1 protein-coding gene is annotated in these 278 nt (G+C 59.7%); it reads right to left on the reverse strand.

The window, feature by feature from the left end:
* On the reverse strand, window positions 1-278 hold a 278-nt coding region (locus ACOMDU_RS13770; protein WP_421130722.1), incomplete at both ends, for a DUF4430 domain-containing protein.

Genomic DNA, 278 nt, shown 5'->3' on the forward strand with positions numbered 1-278 from the left:
TGACCTCGCCGGGCTTGACAAAGTACACGCCGCAGCCGTAGTTGGGATACCAGTCGTTGACACAGTACATCCAGCCGCTCCAACGGCCGCCGTCAAACTCATAAAGGTTGTTGATGCCATCCACATAGCAGCCGCTGGACGTGCCGCCCCGATAGGACATGTGGATCTTGTACTTTTCACACACAAAGGCGAGGACGTCGAAAACCGTGTCGCCCTCCTTCACCTCCACCGTGGTTACCGGCAGGATCACGCCGGAGGCCGGGACGATGCCCGCCCAC

This window comes from Vescimonas sanitatis (assembly GCF_049060325.1).
Lineage (GTDB): Bacteria > Bacillota > Clostridia > Oscillospirales > Oscillospiraceae > Vescimonas > Vescimonas sanitatis.